Raw genomic sequence first — 15,546 nt, 5'->3', positions numbered from 1 at the left:
TTGGTCTCAATTACATATTCAAATAAGAATCTTTGAATCCCAGGAAATAGAGCACTCCGTCAAGCCCGATGGTATTGATGGATTGTTTGGCATTTGCCACTACTTTGGGCTTTGCGTGGAAGGCGATTCCCAGTCCGGCGATTCCCAGCATAGGAAGGTCGTTGGCACCGTCTCCAACGGCTATCGTCTGAGCAATATCTACTTTCTCTACCTGAGCGATCAGACGGAGGAGTTCGGCTTTTCGTTTGCCGTCTACTACGTCTCCCAGATAGCGTCCGGTTAATTTGCCGTCTACAATTTCCAATTCGTTCGCATATACGTAATCTATGCCGTATTTCTTTTGCAGATACTGACCGAAATAGGTGAATCCTCCGGAAAGAATAGCAATTTTGTATCCATACTTTTTCAGTACATACATCAGGCGGTCTACTCCTTCCGTAATAGGAAGGCTTTCTGCTATTTCCTGCATGACTGATTCATCCAGTCCTTTCAACAGGGCCACACGACGTGTGAAGCTTTCTGTAAAGTCTATTTCTCCACGCATGGCGCTTTCTGTAATGGCCTTTACTTCATCACCTACACCTGCACGGATAGCCAGCTCGTCGATTACCTCAGTTTCGATCAAGGTAGAATCCATATCGAAACAGATCAGACGGCGCATACGGCGGTACATATTATCTTGCTGGAAAGAAAAGTCCATCTCCTGTTCGCTAGCCAGCTGCATCAGCCGCTCCTGCATGGCGATACGGTCTTTCGGGGTACCGCGTACGGAGAACTCGATACAGGCACGGGTACGGGTATCCGTTTTGTCCTCATCCAAAGGGATACGCCCCGTCAGACGTTTGATGGCATCAATGTTTAAGTCTTGTTCTGCTAGTACGCGGGTAGCGGCGGATATCTGGCGGGCGGACAGTTTGCGGCCCAATACCGTCAGTATATAGCGGTTTTTCCCCTGCATACCTACCCAGTTCTCATACTGGTCGGTTCCTATCGGTTCGAAACGAATGGTTACTCCCAATGAAGATGCCTTAAACAGCAGCTCCTTCATAATGAATCCGGAATGCCTTTCTTCGCTTCTGAAAAGAATGCCTAACGACAACGTATTATGGATGTCCGCCTGTCCGATATCAAGGATAGTAGCGTCATACTTGGCAAGTATTTCAGTTACGGAAGCGGTAAGTCCCGGACGATCTTCGCCGGTAACTCGAATCAGAATCAATTCAGTATTTGATGGTTGCATAAGAAAATAGACTTTAACGCTACAAAAGTAGGGAAAAAAGTTCGTTTTTATGCTAAATAACATAAAAAGTTATACCCAAAAAGTAAGAAAATGGCTTGTTTTTTTGGAAGTTAATTTAATAATTACTTACCTTTGCACCCGGTTTCAAAATTAAAGGCACTGATAATCAGCGGATTCCTCTTCGCCTGATGCCTGAAAAGACAACGTTTCGGGAAGAAACCACTGTTTAAGGACAGTCCCCGGATAGTATTAACTAAAACCGCATTACATGAATTCTTATGTAAAATGGATTTTTGTTGTATTACTGATTTGTTCCTTGACCGCTTTCGTTGAGAAAGACAAACCTACCGGAGGTTTGAGTGAGGGTGACGTAGCCCCTGATTTTAAAATCGAATCTGCGTCGAATGGGCAACCGGCTTTTAAGTTGGGTAATTTGAAAGGTAAATATGTGTTGCTTAGTTTTTGGGCAAGTTATGACGCGCAATCCCGGATGCAAAACGTAAGTTTGAGCAATGTGCTTCGTTCTTCCCGTAATGTGGAAATGGTTTCTGTTTCGTTTGACGAATACCAGTCAATTTTTAAGGAAACCGTTCGTAAGGACCAAATAGTTACGCCCACTTGTTTCGTGGAAACAGAAGGCGAGGACTCCGGATTATTTAAAAAGTACCGTTTGAATCGGGGGTTCACAAACTATTTATTGGATGGAAATGGTGTGATTATAGCCAAAAACATCTCTGCTGCAGATCTTTCTGCTTATGTAAACGAGATTGGTTGACAGTCTCAAAAAAGTAAGGAGAAAGAGGGATTTTCCGGATCACCGTTTGGTGATTAAAATGGAGAATAGACAAAAGAGGAAATGGATACAACAAAAAAGTTCCGCCTGTACTTGCTTTCGGCAAGAATAGGCGGAACTTCTATTTTTTATCTCCTGAATCTAAGTTTTATGTTTCCTTATTTAGGTGCTTTCTGATACAGATAGAATGCGATGCCTGCATAGAGAATATTGGGAATCCAGACTGCAATTGCAGGAGGCACGTTACCGTTTATGGCAAAGGTAGAAGTGATTGTCTGGAACAGGATATAAGAGAAGCTAAGCCCTAATCCGATACCCAGATGAAGTCCCATACCACCCTTCGTTTTTCGTGATGAAAGAGAAACTCCGATGATTGTCAGAATAAACGAAGCAAATGACATTGCAATTCGTTTGTGGTACTCAATTTCAAACTCTTTGATATTGGCAAATCCCCGTCGTTTCTGCTTTTCGATATATTCGCTCAGTTCCGGACTGGTCAGCATCTCCTGTTGATTCTTCATGATCAGGAAGTCCGACGGGTCCATATTTATAATAGAGTCGATCCGGTCTCCTTTGGTGATTTTTTCTTTTAGTCCGTCCAGTTCACGTACCATATAGTCGTGAATGGTCCATTTGTTGACCGTTGTTGTATCGTAAGTGATACGGCGTGCCGTTAAGTGGGAGACAAGTTTCTTGTCGACAAATTTATCCAATGAAAAGCGGTTGCCGGTTTTCATTCCGTCATTGTAATTATCGATATAGGCTATGACACCACTGTCCACTTCCAGCTGCACGTTCCGGACCGAGTTGACTTTCTTGGGTTTGATGTATTTATCTTCAAAGTTCAGACGGGTAACACTGCCTTTGGGAATGATGAACGAACTCATCATGAATGTTGCCGCGGCAATGATGGCGGCAGAGATCATATAAGGTCGCATCATTCTTTTGAAACTCATACCGGTGGAGAACATGGCAATGATCTCAGAGTTCTCCGCCAGTTTGGAGGTAAAGAAGATAACGGCGATGAATACGAACAGCGGGCTGAACAGATTGGAGAAGTAGGGGATGAAGTTCATGTAGTATTCAAAGATGATCTTGTCCCAAGGGGCCTCATGCTCCATCAGCTTGTCCATCTTCTCGTTGAAGTCGAACACCACCGCAATTGAGATAATCAATGCAATGGCAAATACGTATGTCCCCAAGAATTTCTTGATGATATACCAATCCAGCCGTTTTATTAATCGATTGCTTTTCATTCTTTATAATCTTGTTGACACTCTTTTTACCATCATCGGCTTCCAGGTAGAGAAATCTCCGGCAATGATATGTTTCCGGGCTTCACCTACCAGCCACAGGTAAAATGCCAGATTGTGTATAGAAGCAATTTGCATTGCCAGTAGTTCTTGTGCGTGGAAAAGGTGACGCAAGTATGCTTTGCTGTATAGCGTGTCTACAGCAGAAGCACCGTCCGCCTCGATGGGAGAGAAGTCTGTTTCCCATTTCTTGTTTCGCATATTGATGATGCCGTCTTTGGTAAACAACATGCCATTTCGTCCGTTTCGGGTAGGCATAACACAGTCGAACATATCGACTCCGCGTTCAATGCCTTCAAGGATATTTACGGGGGTACCGACTCCCATCAGATAGCGGGGCTTGTCTTTGGGAAGAATCTCGTTGACAACCTCTATCATCTCGTACATCTTATCTACCGGTTCGCCTACGGCCAGTCCGCCGATTGCATTGCCATCCGCTCCTTTGGAGGCGACGAATTCAGCGGATTGCTTACGCAAATCCTGATAAACACATCCTTGCACGATGGGGAAAAGAGACTGATTGTAACCGTATTTCGGTTCAGTTTCATTGAAACGCTGAATGCAACGATCGAGCCATCTGTGTGTCAGTCCTAATGACTTTTTGGCATATGCATAATCTGAATCTCCCGGAGGACATTCATCAAAAGCCATCATGATATCAGCGCCAATGGTACGTTCTATATCCATCACCTTTTCCGGGGTAAAGATATGTTTGCTGCCATCAATGTGCGAGCGGAATTCGGCCCCTTCTTCCCGAAGTTTTCGTATCCCTGCTAATGAGAATACCTGAAAGCCACCGCTATCGGTCAGCATAGGACGATCAAAGCCATTGAAGCGATGCAGTCCGCCTGCCTTTTCAATTACATCCAGTCCCGGACGCAAGTATAAATGATAGGTGTTGCCCAGAATAATCTGTGCCTGGATATCTTCTTTCAGTTCTGTTACATGTACCCCTTTAACAGTGCCCAGTGTTCCCACAGGCATGAAGATAGGTGTTTGTATCTGCCCGTGGTCTGTTGTTATCAGACCGGCACGGGCATTACTTTTAGTGTCTGTATATTGTAACTCAAATGTCATTCCTGGCTGGGTTTCTTTACAGATAAATCAATGGCATCCGCAACTTTTTCGTTTGTCAGTGCAATTGCGAATACTTCTTTTATGTCGTTTACATAGTGGAATTGCAGTCCTTTCAAATATATGTCCTGAATTTCATCTATGTTCTTTTTGTTTTCGGCACTCATGATAATTTCCTTGATTCCGGCACGTTTGGCGGCAAGAATCTTTTCCTTGATGCCACCGACAGGAAGCACTTTGCCACGGAGGGTGATTTCTCCTGTCATGGCAAGATTGGCTTTTACTTTCCGTTGGGTCAGGGCAGAAGCTAAAGAAGTGGCCATGGTAATACCAGCTGACGGTCCGTCTTTCGGAATGGCACCTTCGGGCACATGGATGTGTATGTTCCAGTTGTCAAAGATGTCTTCATTCAGATTGAGGATTGAAGCGTGTGCTTTGATGTATTCAAGTGCCAGCATAGCTGATTCTTTCATTACATCTCCCAGATTACCTGTTAGTGTAAGACGTGCACCTTTACCACGGCTCAGACTCGTTTCTACAAAGAGTATTTCACCGCCGACGGCAGTCCATGCCAATCCGGTGACTACGCCTGCATAGTCATTTCCCTGATACTTGTCACGTGTATACTCCGGCGCTCCCAAGAATTCATACAAATCAGTCGGTTTAATCTCTGATTTGGCGAAATAACCGTCTGTTGCATATTGACGGGCAGATTTGCGGAGAATCTTGCCGATTTTCTTTTCTAGTTCACGGACGCCGCTTTCACGGGTATATGATTCGATAATCGCTTCCAAAGTATCTTTCGGAATCTTGATATCCGTCTTTTTGAGTCCGTTTGCTTCCAGTTCTTTCGGCAACAGGTGCTTACGGGCTATTTCAACTTTTTCTTCTGTGATGTATCCGCTGACTTCAATCAACTCCATACGGTCGAGCAACGGGCCAGGGATCGTATTCAGATTATTGGCAGTTGCAATGAACAGTACTTTGGAAAGGTCATAATCTACATCCAGGAAGTTATCATGGAAAGAGGTATTCTGTTCCGGATCAAGTACTTCCAGCAAAGCTGATGACGGATCGCCCTGACGGTCGGCACTGACTTTGTCGATCTCATCCAGTATAAATACAGGGTTAGAGGCTCCTGCCTTAATCAGGCTCTTGATGATTCGTCCGGGCATAGCGCCAATATAAGTTTTGCGGTGACCACGAATTTCTGCTTCATCGTGCACACCACCCAAAGACATACGGACATATTTTCGTTTCAGTGCTGATGCGATGGATTTTCCGAGGGATGTTTTCCCAACTCCCGGAGGGCCGTACAAGCAGATAATAGGTGATTTCATATCGCCTTTCAGTTTTAATACGGCAAGGTGTTCCAGAATACGTTCTTTTACTTTTTCCAGTCCGTAGTGGTCTTTATTCAACGTCTTTTCTGCATTTTTCAAATTCAGATTATCTGTTGTATAAACACCCCAAGGCAGGTTGAGCATTGTTTGCAGGTAGTTGAGCTGTACGCTGAAGTCCGGTGATTGCGGATGTGTACGTTCCAGTTTCGCCAGTTCCTTCAGAAAAGTATCTCTTACTTCCGCATTCCAGTGCATTTTAACTGCTTTCAGGCGCATTTCTTCAATTTCCTGCTCCTGACCGCTGCCGCCCAGTTCATCCTGGATCGTTTTGATCTGTTGCTGGAGGAAGTATTCACGCTGTTGCTGATCGATATCCTCACGGGCACGCATTTGGATGGATGCCTTGATTTCTGCCAGCTGTACTTCGCGATTCAAGACTTCCAATAGATGATAAGTACGCTCTCTTAGTGAGTTGATACTTAATAAATCCATCTTCTCATCTTTCTTGAATGGCAGGTTGGCACAAATGAAATTAATGAGGAACATTGGATTACTGATGTTTTTTATAGCAAATGACGAGTCCTGATGCATTTCTGATGATTTGATATAACGCATCGTCAAGTCCTTGCATGTTTCCACCAGAGCCTGAAACTCTTTATCGTCTTTGTTTGGGACATCTTCTTCCAAAAGTTCGACCTCGCCCTTCAGATAAGGGTGTGTATCTACAATATCTTTCAGACGCAGACGTTTCATTCCCTGAAGGATGACTGTTGTTGTCTGGTCAGGCATTTCCAGTACCCGTACAATTCGTCCGACAGTGCCGACATTGTGCAAATCTTCCAGTTTGGGGTCTTCCGTGTGTGCCGATCTCTGGCAAATCACTGCAATATCTTTGTGTTTCTTTTCAGCTTCGCGAACCAGCTTTAATGAAGCCTTTCTACCTACTGTAATAGGTAAAAATACTCCGGGAAACAACACCATATTACGAAGGGGGAGAACCGGAAGAATATCACCGGATTTTATATTCACATCAAACACATGTTCGTCATTGCCATCATAGTCGGTAATCAGTGAGAAGCCGTTCTCACCAACTTCTTCTTCCAATAAGTATCTTTCTTTCATCTTTTCGTTTTAATTTAGTTTATGTCATACATAATATGCATAAATCGTTTGCAAAGTTAATTGATTCTCTTTAATAATAAAGCACAGTGTGGAATAAAAACACAAAAACAATGCCAAAATATCGGGCGTTAATGGATTTATTCCATAATAATTATTTATTTTTGACGGTTTTCAGCAAAGATCAGTAAAAAACAGGTTTAGATGGCTAATAAGATGGCGAATCCTTTCTTTCAGTTTAAGCAGTTTACAGTATGGCATGACAAATGTGCCATGAAGGTAGGTACGGATGGGGTACTTTTAGGGGCGTGGGCTTCTGTTCAAGGGGCTCATCGAATTTTAGATATTGGAACCGGGACGGGGTTGGTTGCTTTGATGCTGGCTCAACGTAGTCTGCCGGATGCAAATATTGTGGCGCTGGAAATAGACGAAGCCGCTGCCGTGCAGGCTAAGGAAAATGTAGCTCGTTCTCCCTGGAAGGATCGGATAGAAGTGGTGAAGCAAGATTTCTTGTTCTATCAGTCTTCGGATAAATTTGATGTGATCGTTTCCAATCCTCCTTACTTTGTGGATTCGCTTAGTTGTCCGGACCAACAGAGAAGCATGGCACGACATAACGATTCTCTGACTTATGAAAAGTTGTTGAAGGGCGTGGCTGATTTGTTGAAGAAAGAAGGTGTTTTTACAATCGTAATACCGACAGACGTGGCTGACAGGGTGAAGACTGCAGCTTCCGAATATCATTTATATGCAACTCGCCAGCTAAATGTAATAACCAAGCCGGGAGGAACTCCAAAACGGACCTTAATTGCTTTTTCTTTTGACAATGGAGGATGTACTGTTGAGGAGCTGTTGACTGAAGTAGCCCGTCATCAATATAGTGAAGAGTATAAAGCATTGACCCGTGAATACTATTTGCATTTGAAATAATATTTTTTCACAAATAAAAAAGGAGCTACTTAATGTAACTCCTTTTTCGTCGGGGTAGCGGGATTCGAACCCACGACCCCCTGCTCCCAAAGCAGGTGCGCTAACCGGACTGCGCTACACCCCGAAAACTTTTAACCGAACTCCCTTTTTCTTTGTAGTCGGGGTAGCGGGATTCGAACCCACGACCCCCTGCTCCCAAAGCAGGTGCGCTAACCGGACTGCGCTACACCCCGCTACTTTTAAAGGGTTGTTCTTTTCAAAAGCGGTGCAAAGATAGGGAGTATTTTTTAATTATCAATAACTAAATGAATGTTTTTTGTTGATTAAATTACAATCGACTGAAATTCATCTGTTTGCAAGTCAACTTTTTTTCTTGGCAGAAATAAGAAGCATCATTGGACGCCGAAGTTCGTCTTGCATTTCCGGAATAGTATCCAGCATCATTTCACTTGGTTGGGGCTCTATTAATTCGCAAATTTCAAATCCAGTCTGAAGAAGACTATTAATATATGTAGTTAAAGTCTTATGATACTTCACGACTTCTTCTCCTAAAAAAACAGCAGTACGTTTGCCTTCACTGAAATAGCGGTCTACAGGCCAGTGAGCACGTTTTCCATCTTGGTCGTAATACCAATCCTGATTACCATAGGCTGTGAATATCGGATGTTCTACTGAAAAAACAAAAGAACCTCCTGCTGTGAGGCAGCTGTTGACTTTACGGCATATATTAATAAAAGATTCCAGATAATGAAAGGTCAAGGAACTGATTACGATATCATAAGTATCCGGTTGAAAGTCGAAATCCTCGATTGACATACATTTATATTCGATGAGTGGTGAAGAATTTCTTTTTTGAGCTTCTTCCAGCATCTTCCCGGAAATATCAATTCCTGTAACACACTTTGCACCATGTTCGATGGCATAGATACAGTGCCAGCCAAATCCGCAGCCTAAGTCCAGTACTCTCTTGCCTGTAAAGTCCGGTAGCATTTTCTGTAATATATGCCATTCTCCGGCACCTTGCAATCCTTTTACAGAGCGTGACATTTGAGCATATTGGCTGAAGAAGCGGTCATCGTCATATTTATTTTCTTTCATAACTTCAATGAGGTTCATATTAGATGGGCAAATATATGCATTTATGCGATTATTGGGACGAATTAACTGAAAATAAAATCAGATAGGATGAACCATCTTTTGCTGTTTTCTGTTTTCAAAGTAGAAAACTAAAAATGAAAAAGCCATATGAAAACGGAAAAACAAAAAGAAACGAATGAAAAGGAAGTTCATTTGTTAGAACAAAAAGGATATGAAAGAATGGTCAATGAGATTGTTCCGGTACAACAAGCGGAAACTTACCGTAAACCGACCCAGAAAGCGGTAAAAGATGCTGTAAAGGAGTTGAATCCTGATACAAATAGTTTGGGTAGCAGAGGATGATTGAGTCCTCTGCTTTAAGTAGACGATCGGCAGGCTTAATGAATATTCGGGCTATACCGGACTCAGATTAGTCTATTCGTTTAGTGAAAAAACGATCATTCTGAAAAAAAGAATATTTAAACAGGCAGGAAGGGCTATAATTACATCTGTCATAAGCTAAGAATCAATAAACGCCTGCATTTTTAAATAGGAAAGTACATAATTTTATTAATTGTCTGATATACTGATCGACTTGAACTGTTCTTTCCCTTGTTACTAATCATTAAGCTGGATGAATGGCTTAATGATAATCATTATGCTACTTCTTACCTTGCTTATAATTCTAATAAATCAGATGAAAATAAGCACCGAATCGCCTTTTTATCTCTTTCCCATGAATGAAAATAGGTTCCTCGGTGAGCAAGGTAGCGTTGGTTTAAAACCAACGAGGTGTTCCTTTTAAACCAATAAGTGTTTTGTACATACGAAAAGATGTATATATTATGTCGTTTTATGCAATATCAGGCTGCGTTTTCGCATATTATTGCATTTATTTATGCAGTTTATTTTCTGGTTTGTTGCTTTTGGTACAATAATTTTGGGACGCAATCTTAAGAATAACACATCAAGATGCAAATATCAAAGGCTCTTATTTAGGAAAAGTAAGGATAAAACTGCTTCCTTTACCTACTTCCGACTTAACATTAATACTTCCTTCATGCAAAGTCATGATTTGCTTGCATAAACTTAATCCGATACCTGAACCGGATGTTTTGGTGGTAAAGAAAGGAACAAATATTTTATCTAATACATCGGGCAGAATACCTTCTCCATTATCAGATATTGTTAATGTAGTATTTCCGGCAGAAAGTCTTCTTACTTTTACCTGAATCTTCTTATCTGATTTCCGACTGCATGCTTCACGGGCATTTTTCAGCAAGTTGATAAGAATCTGTTCTATTTGTGTTCGGTCCACATTTAATTTTAGTTCGGGCGAGGGAATCTCAAACTGAAACTCTTCTTCCGGAAATAATTTCTTTAAATCCGTGAATAATTCCGTAATAGAAATTTGTGTACGAATAGGAGCAGGGATTCGTGTGAGCCGGCGATAGTTCTCTACAAATTCCAGTAATCCTTTGCTTCTTCTGTGAATGGTCTGCATGGCTTGCAGCATAACAGAATATTCTTTTTCTCCCAGTTGACTGGGGATTCCTCTCTCGCTTAATGTTTCCGAAAGAGAAATGATTGGTGTGATAGAGTTCATGATTTCATGAGTCAGCACGCGTATCAGCTTTTGCCAGGCTTCCATTTCATTGCGTTCCAATACAGAATGAATGTTTTTTAAACTGATTAACTGCTGTTCTCTACCTTGAGTGGCAAATGTAGTGCGTGATATGGCCATTTCCAGCACAATGCTATTTTGTTCGATACGGATGACGGGGGTGTCATGGGCAACAGAAGCCTTCAGCAATGTTTCCGGCAATTGTGATATTTGTCCTAAGTGGATAACGGCCGCCTGATTCATCCATTCTATATGTCCGGCTTTATCGGCAACAAGCACTGCTGTATCAACTTTGTTCAATAAGTTCTCGTAGTATTGGTGCTTGATCTCTTCTGCCAGCAATCTTCCCCGAAAATCTTTTAAAGTATCCGAAAGTTCTTCCGCCCATTCATTCATTATTTTGTTTTTGAAAGGTGGATGGAAAGTTTGCATCATGTCATTATAGCGAAGGCCGTCTGTCAGTCGTCGCAACAGGGCAATTTGTTTGAACTGCATACGGTAAAGGTGTATAGCCGTGGTTATCAGTAATATAAGGCTGATAGTAGTACTGAACCATAATTGCTTTTGAAATAACAGGTAGCTGCCGATAGAAAACAATACTATCAGTAAAATATGTAAAATTACTCTGAATGCAAATCGTCTCATAAGCCTAGTTTTTCAAGTTTGCGATATAAGGCAAAGCGGGTAATGCCTAAATAGTCGGCAGCACGTGAGATATTCCCTTCACTAAGTTTCATTGCTTTTTCAATGGTTTGCCGTTCCAGTTGTTCAAGGTTCAAAACAATTTCTTCTTCCTTTTTTTGCTTGGGGGTGACGTGGAACTGGAAGTTTTCGGGTTTTAACAAAGAACCGTCTCCCAATATTACGACACGTTCCATTGTATGTTGCAACTCCCGTACATTGCCCGGCCACGTATATTTCAGTAACTTATTTTTGGCTTCCCGTGTCAAGCCACGCATTTCTTTTTTATATTTGCGTGCATAACGGTCCAGAAAATATTCGGCAAGCAGAATGATATCATTCCCACGTTCGCGGAGCGGGGGAATATGTATTTCAATTGTATTAATACGATATAGTAAGTCCTGACGGAAACTTCCTTCATCCACCATACAGCGAATATCCGCATTCGTTGCGCAAATCAGACGAACATCAATAGGCACGGCCTGTGTGCTTCCTAAGCGGCTGATCTGCCGTTTTTCGATCGCAGTGAGCAGCTTCGATTGCATGGGAAGCGAAAGATTACCGATTTCATCAAGGAATAAAGTACCATTGGTGGCAACTTCCATCCGTCCGGCTTTTGACTTTTTAGCATCGGTGAAAGCTCCTTTTTCAAATCCGAACAGTTCACTTTCGAAAAGTTGTTCGGGGATACTTCCCAGGTCGATGGTGACAAAAGGTTTGCCGTATCGGGGAGAGCAGCGGTATAGCAGTCGGGCAATCACGTCTTTTCCCGTTCCGTTTTCTCCCAAAATCAGAATGTTGGCATCTGTACTGCTAAGTTTGTTTATGGTTGCGAATACTTCCTGCATGACCGGAGATTCTCCGATAATATCCCCTTCCGGAGAACTTTGTCCGCTGAGTGCTTCTACTTGCTCTTTTAAGATGTTTACCTCCCGTTGAGATTGGCGCAGACGCATACCGGAGGTGAGAGTAGCCAGCAATTTCTCCTTCTCCCAAGGTTTGGGGATAAAATCTGTTGCACCGGCTTTAATAGCCCGTACAGCTTTATCTGTATCCGCATATGCAGTCATGAAGATGACAATAGCTTGCGGATCAATCTGCAAAATCTGCTTCAGACTTTCAAAACCTTCCTGACCGCTAATTGCATCACGGCTGAAATTCATATCTAATAAGATAAGATCGGGCTGAAAGGTAGTCATAAAATGCTCAATCCGGTCGGGAGTGGTAGCTACCTTTATCTTTTCCGTATAAGGTTCGAGTAGTAGATTGAGGGCAAAGAGCACATCTTCGTTATCATCTACAATGAGTATCTTTCCTAGTTTGTTGACTTCATCCATAGGGTATGGGGTATATGATTCGTTACTTATCCTAAAGTTTTAATGCAAGGGCAAAGATATGGATAATAATCATGTGTTGTATGTGCGATTGCGCACTAAATTTGTGCGTATTTGCACGCTGCTTGTAATAGTGTGGTAAATGTAAATAGCTGAATTATAATGAAATATAAGAATGGCACAGGTTTTGAATAGTAAATAACAAATAAATCTAAGAATGAATCTGAAAATACTCTATATAACACTCGGAATCCTGTCGACTGAACTGCTGGCTGCTCAAAATCAAACAATGGAGATGTCGTTGGAGCAGGTGGTGAAAATAGCCCGTCTGGAATCACCTGATGCACAGACTGCACGACATAGTTTTCGTTCGGCTTACTGGAACTACAAATATTATCGGGCTAACTATTTGCCATCTTTGAGTTTGTCATCTGATCCTAATTTGAATCGTGCCATCAATAAGATTACAATGGGGGACGGTTCCGTTAAGTTTGTCGAGCAAAATCTGTTGAATACCGATTTGACTTTGAACCTGTCGCAGAATATTCCCTGGACCGGAGGTTCCCTTTTTCTCGAAACATCTGCGCAACGTATGGACTTGTTCAGCGAACATAAATACTCATGGCAAACTTCTCCTGTCATGATAGGATATCGCCAGTCGCTTTTTGGTTATAATAGTCTGAAATGGGATAAACGTATAGAACCGGTACGCTATCAGGAAGCCAAGAAAAGTTATGTGGAAACACTGGAACTTGTTTCCGCCAATGCAATTAATAAATTCTTCGCTTTGGCTACCGCTCAAAGTAATTACGATATTGCTTCTTTCAATTATGCAAATGCCGACACGCTCTATCGTTACGCTCAGGGGCGCTACAATATAGGCACGATCACAGAGAATGAAATGCTGCAGTTAGAATTGAATCGTCTGACCGAAGAAACAAATCGTATGAATGCCCGTATAGAAATGGATAATTGTATGCAGGAACTTCGTTCTTATCTGGGCATTCAGGAAGATCGGGAACTTCGTGTGCGTATCAACTCCCAAGTGCCGGATTTCAGTGTCAATCTGGATGAAGCATTGGCATTGGCATACGAAAATAGTCCGGATATACAGACGATGAAACGAAGAAAACTGGAAAGCGAGAGTGCTGTGGCAAGAGCCCGTGCCAATGCGGGACTGAAAGCAGATATTTATCTACGTTTCGGACTGACGCAGACTGCCGAAAAGTTGCCGGATGCTTATCGGAATCTGTTAGACCAGCAATATGTAAGTCTGAGTATCGCTCTACCTATTTTAGATTGGGGAAGAGGGAAAGGACAAGTGCGGGTAGCCCGTTCCAATCGTGATCTGGTATATACGCAAGTGGAGCAAAACCGGACGGATTTTGAATTGAATGTCCGCAAACTGGTGAAACAATTTAATCTGCAAACGCAACGGGTACGTATTGCTGCCCGTACAGATGAAACGGCTCAACGAAGAAATGAAGTTGCCCGCAAACTTTATATACTGGGAAAATCCACTATCCTCGATCTGAATGCTTCCATTGCCGAGAAAGATACTGCCCGCCGTAATTACGTGTCGGCTTTGTATAATTACTGGAGTTTATATTACACACTTCGAAGTATGACACTCTACGATTTTGAACGAAACACGCTGTTGACCGAAGATTACAATCTTCTGATAGAATAGCAACTTACTCATTCAGCTGTAATAAATAAAAATATAAAATACCTGATAAAGTCATGGATATAAAATTAGAAAAGAAACCTTGGTACATTCGGTACAGATACTATTTGATAGGCGGACTTTTGTTTGCTGCCTTTCTGATTTATGTAATTGTTCTGTCATTAGGCCCCCGAAAATTACGTATTGATGCCGAAAATATTCAGATAGCGGAAGTGAAAGAGGATAATTTTATGGAATATGTAGATGTGGAGGGTCTGATTCAGCCTATACTGACTATCAAAATCAATACCCGCGAAGCGGGAAGTGTTGAAAGCATCATTGGTGAGGAAGGAAGTCTGCTCCAGCAGGGGGATACCATCATCGTCCTTTCCAATCCGGATCTGCTCCGCAGCATCGAAGACCAGCGTGACGAATGGGAAAAACAAATGATCACCTATCAGGAACAGGAGATTGAGATGGAACAGAAAAGTCTTAATCTGAAGCAGCAGGCTCTGACGAATAATTACGAACTGGAACGACTGAAAAAGAGCATTGCCCTTGATCGGGAAGAGTTTCAGATGGGAGTAAAGAGTAAGGCTCAACTACAAGTAGCCGAAGATGAATATAACTACAAACTAAAAAACGCGGCATTGCAACAAGAAAGCTTGCGACATGATTCGGCCGTTACGATGATTCGTAAAGAACTGATTCGCAATGACCGTGAACGGGAGCGCAAGAAATATGAACGTACCCACGAGCGATTGAATAACCTGGTGGTGACGGCTCCTATAAAAGGGCAACTAAGCTTTGTCAGAGTCACTCCGGGGCAGCAGGTTTCTTCCGGCGAAAGCATTGCCGAAATAAAGGTACTCGATCAGTATAAGATACATACTTCGCTAAGCGAATATTACATTGACAGGATCACTACCGGACTGCCTGCTACCGTCAATTATCAGGGAAAGAAATATCCGCTAAAAATAACGAAAGTAGTCCCTGAAGTAAAAGACCGTATGTTTGATGTCGATCTTGTCTTTACCGGTGATATGCCCGATAATGTGAGAGTCGGCAAAAGCTTCCGTGTACAGATTGAATTAGGTCAGCCAGAACGGGCGCTCATTATTCCACGGGGTAATTTCTATCAGTCTACAGGAGGGCAGTGGATTTACAAAGTGAATGCTTCGAAGACAAAAGCAATCCGTGTGCCATTAAGTATTGGGCGGCAGAATCCGCAGCAGTATGAAATTACAGAAGGTTTACAGACGGGAGATTGGGTAATTACGACAGGATATGATACCTTTGGCGATGCAGAGGAGTTGATATTGAAATAAAAATAGAGATTAGACAAAAACAGC

General features: G+C 42.3%; 12 protein-coding genes and 2 tRNA genes. 5 read left to right on the top strand and 9 right to left on the bottom strand.

The annotated features are described in order from the left end of the window. Positions 1–10: 10 nt before the first annotated feature. Positions 11–1,240 carry a phosphoserine phosphatase SerB gene (serB, locus tag ACHLI0_RS02275; protein WP_008765689.1) on the bottom strand — a complete coding sequence of 410 codons (1,230 nt, stop codon included), beginning with the start codon at positions 1,238–1,240 and terminating at the stop codon, positions 11–13. 268 nt (positions 1,241–1,508) lie between these two features. Here serB and ACHLI0_RS02270 point away from each other — a divergent pair, with 268 nt between their 5' ends. Beyond that, on the top strand, positions 1,509–2,015 hold the full coding sequence (locus ACHLI0_RS02270; protein WP_008765690.1) for a thioredoxin family protein: 507 nt from the start codon (positions 1,509–1,511) through the stop codon (positions 2,013–2,015). Positions 2,016–2,191: 176 nt separating this feature from the next. On the opposite strand, the gene ACHLI0_RS02265 is transcribed toward ACHLI0_RS02270, so the two are convergent. The 3 genes from ACHLI0_RS02265 to lon are packed head-to-tail and all read right to left on the bottom strand — an operon-like array spanning position 2,192 to position 6,885. Then, the gene (locus ACHLI0_RS02265; RefSeq protein WP_008761518.1) at positions 2,192–3,289 is read right to left on the bottom strand and encodes an LptF/LptG family permease; all 1,098 of its coding nucleotides are present in this window, start codon (positions 3,287–3,289) and stop codon (positions 2,192–2,194) included. Positions 3,290–3,292: 3 nt separating this feature from the next. Then, positions 3,293–4,423, bottom strand: coding sequence for a tRNA guanosine(34) transglycosylase Tgt (gene tgt, locus ACHLI0_RS02260; protein WP_008761519.1), 1,131 nt, complete (start codon positions 4,421–4,423; stop codon positions 3,293–3,295). Then, complete coding sequence (gene lon, locus ACHLI0_RS02255; protein ID WP_118336919.1) at positions 4,420–6,885, bottom strand: endopeptidase La; 2,466 nt, start codon at positions 6,883–6,885, stop codon at positions 4,420–4,422. Before lon ends, tgt begins: the two co-directional genes overlap by 4 nt. A 213-nt stretch (positions 6,886–7,098) precedes the next feature. Between lon and ACHLI0_RS02250 the strand changes: the two genes are divergently transcribed. After that, positions 7,099–7,812 (top strand): tRNA1(Val) (adenine(37)-N6)-methyltransferase, encoded by a 714-nt coding sequence (locus tag ACHLI0_RS02250; protein ID WP_258973424.1) that lies wholly within the window; start codon positions 7,099–7,101, stop codon positions 7,810–7,812. Positions 7,813–7,861: 49 nt separating this feature from the next. Here the strand turns inward: ACHLI0_RS02250 and ACHLI0_RS02245 are convergent. The 3 genes from ACHLI0_RS02245 to ACHLI0_RS02235 all read right to left on the bottom strand — a co-directional run bounded on the left by ACHLI0_RS02245 (position 7,862) and on the right by ACHLI0_RS02235 (position 8,910). Beyond that, positions 7,862–7,936, bottom strand: a tRNA-Pro gene (locus ACHLI0_RS02245). A 34-nt stretch (positions 7,937–7,970) separates the two neighbouring features. Beyond that, positions 7,971–8,045, bottom strand: a tRNA-Pro gene (locus tag ACHLI0_RS02240). Between the two features lie 127 nt (positions 8,046–8,172). After that, positions 8,173–8,910, bottom strand: a complete 738-nt coding sequence (locus tag ACHLI0_RS02235) for a class I SAM-dependent methyltransferase (RefSeq protein WP_258972836.1) — start codon at positions 8,908–8,910, stop codon at positions 8,173–8,175. Between the two features lie 147 nt (positions 8,911–9,057). Between ACHLI0_RS02235 and ACHLI0_RS02230 the strand changes: the two genes are divergently transcribed. Further along, a complete protein-coding gene (locus ACHLI0_RS02230) occupies positions 9,058–9,252 on the top strand; it encodes a hypothetical protein (RefSeq protein WP_008761523.1) in 195 nt (64 codons plus the stop codon). Between the two features lie 628 nt (positions 9,253–9,880). Here the strand turns inward: ACHLI0_RS02230 and ACHLI0_RS02225 are convergent. Both ACHLI0_RS02225 and ACHLI0_RS02220 read right to left on the bottom strand, forming a co-directional pair. Beyond that, on the bottom strand, positions 9,881–11,158 hold the full coding sequence (locus ACHLI0_RS02225; protein WP_258972835.1) for a sensor histidine kinase: 1,278 nt from the start codon (positions 11,156–11,158) through the stop codon (positions 9,881–9,883). Then, positions 11,155–12,531, bottom strand: a complete 1,377-nt coding sequence (locus tag ACHLI0_RS02220) for a sigma-54-dependent transcriptional regulator (RefSeq protein ID WP_234117874.1) — start codon at positions 12,529–12,531, stop codon at positions 11,155–11,157. The genes ACHLI0_RS02225 and ACHLI0_RS02220 overlap by 4 nt, the downstream gene beginning before the upstream one ends. A 214-nt stretch (positions 12,532–12,745) precedes the next feature. Here ACHLI0_RS02220 and ACHLI0_RS02215 point away from each other — a divergent pair, with 214 nt between their 5' ends. Together ACHLI0_RS02215 and ACHLI0_RS02210 are read left to right on the top strand one after the other, a co-directional pair. Continuing rightward, on the top strand, positions 12,746–14,218 hold the full coding sequence (locus ACHLI0_RS02215) for a TolC family protein (protein WP_234117873.1): 1,473 nt from the start codon (positions 12,746–12,748) through the stop codon (positions 14,216–14,218). Between the two features lie 53 nt (positions 14,219–14,271). Then, entirely contained in the window at positions 14,272–15,522 is a 1,251-nt protein-coding gene (locus ACHLI0_RS02210) for an efflux RND transporter periplasmic adaptor subunit (RefSeq protein ID WP_055298439.1), read from the top strand. The last annotated feature ends 24 nt before the right edge of the window (positions 15,523–15,546 follow it).

This window comes from Bacteroides sp. RCH18, assembly GCF_058231005.1.
This window is presented reverse-complemented; position numbering and strand designations above follow the sequence as displayed.